This is a genomic window from Streptomyces hainanensis (assembly GCF_004348415.1).
Lineage (GTDB): Bacteria > Actinomycetota > Actinomycetes > Streptomycetales > Streptomycetaceae > Streptomyces > Streptomyces hainanensis.
The window spans coordinates 1-1525 of the sequence record NZ_SMKI01000811.1; the positions used below are offsets into that span (position 1 = coordinate 1).

Genomic DNA, 1525 nt, shown 5'->3' on the forward strand with positions numbered 1-1525 from the left:
GGTGTGGCGAGGGTGGGGACGGCATACGCGGTGGGGACGAGGGTGCGCAGCCGGTGGACGACCGTGGTGCGCAGCGTAGCCAGGCCCGAGGCGTCAACCCCGACGTGTGGGTACACGGGACTCCCAGAGGCAGAGCTTCCAAACACGTGCAGCGACGGGCCCTCCATCCCGGTCAACTGTCCGGGAACGGGTGGGGACCGGATTGCGTCTGAGGAGAATAACGCTTCGTACAGACAGTGCTACGCGTAGTTGCGAAAATCGCCGATTCGGTTTGATCTGTTACGCGTTGTGTACGGCGCGCCACGCAAACGCCATGGTCTTCATGATCGCCGCATGATCGGATTTGCCGGCTCGATGACCGAGTTCGACCGATGGGGGCGTGGGGGTCTGACGGCGCCTGGCGTGGGGTAGGAGACAGGAGTTGCCCGCCGGGCGGTGGGGAGGCGGCCGGTGACCAGCACGTTCAGCGGCGTTCGAACAGTGGGCGCGGGGGCGGTTCGGCGGCCGGTTCGTCAGTCGTTCGGCATCGGTTCGGCGTCGGTTCAGCGACGCCGGCGGTGCAGCGCGAGCGCGGCGGCCGCGCCCCCCACCACGGCCCCGGCGCCGGCCGCGGCCGGCACGCCGACGCGAACGGCCTTGCGCCCCGTTCGGTAGTCGCGGCGCCGCCAGCCCTTGGCGCGGGCGTGGGCCCGCAGCCGGCTGTCCGGGTTGATCGCGTAGGGGTGGCCGACGAGGGAGAGCAGCGGGATGTCGTTGGCCGAGTCGCTGTAGGCGGCGCACCGTTCGAGGTCCAGGCCCTCGGCCTCGGCCAGCGCGCGGACGGCCGCCGCCTTGGCCGGGCCGTGCAGCGGCTCGCCCACCAGCCGGCCCGTGTAGACCCCGTCGACCGACTCGGCGACGGTGCCGAGCGCGCCCGTCAGGCCGAGCCGGCGGGCGATGATGGTCGCGGTCTCGACGGGCGCGGCCGTCACCAGCCAGACGCGCTGGCCGGCGTCCAGGTGCGCCTGGGCGAGGGCCCGGGTGCCGGGCCAGATCCGGCCGGCCATGTACTCGTCGTAGATCTCCTCGCCGATCGCCGTCAGTTCGGCGACGCGGTGGCCGCGCACGATGGAGAGCGCGCTCTCCCGCGCGTCCTGCATGTGCCCGGCGTGCTCGGCGCCGGCCAGCCTGAAGTACGCCTGCTGCCACGCGAACTTGGCGAGCTCGCGCTTCCGGAAGAACTTCCGCTTGTAGAGACCCCGGCCGAGGTGGAAGATCGCGGCGCCCTGCATCACGGTGTTGTCGAGGTCGAAGAACGCGGCGGCGTTCACGTCGCCGGGCACCGGGAACTCCGGCTCCTCCTCGTCGGCTTGCTCCTCGACGGCCTTCCGGGCGGCCTCGGCGGACGCCTCGCCGGCGAGGCGGGTGCGGTCCGTGGTGGGGCGCCTGCGGGGGGTGAGCCACTGAGGGCGTTGGGCGGCCATGAGGGGGCGCTTCAGGCGGGGCCAGGCCATGGCGTTGAGAATACCGGCCCCCTGCGGAGGGC

The 1525-nt window shown here is 72.5% G+C and carries 1 protein-coding gene and 1 pseudogene; both read right to left on the reverse strand.

Annotated elements, in window-relative coordinates:
- Nucleotides 1-116, reverse strand: a pseudogene (locus E1283_RS39350) (ECF subfamily RNA polymerase sigma factor, BldN family); the annotation flags it as partial.
- A 426-nt stretch (nucleotides 117-542) separates the two neighbouring features.
- Nucleotides 543-1463, reverse strand: a complete 921-nt coding sequence (locus E1283_RS36120; protein ID WP_132822379.1) for an HAD family hydrolase — start codon at nucleotides 1461-1463, stop codon at nucleotides 543-545.
- Nucleotides 1464-1525 lie beyond the last annotated feature (62 nt).

Bases quoted from the DNA above. Each gene is read 5' to 3' on its own strand.
- E1283_RS36120 (WP_132822379.1), bottom strand. From the start codon at position 1,463: ATGGCCGCCCAACGCCCTCAGTGGCTCACCCCCCGCAGGCGCCCCACC.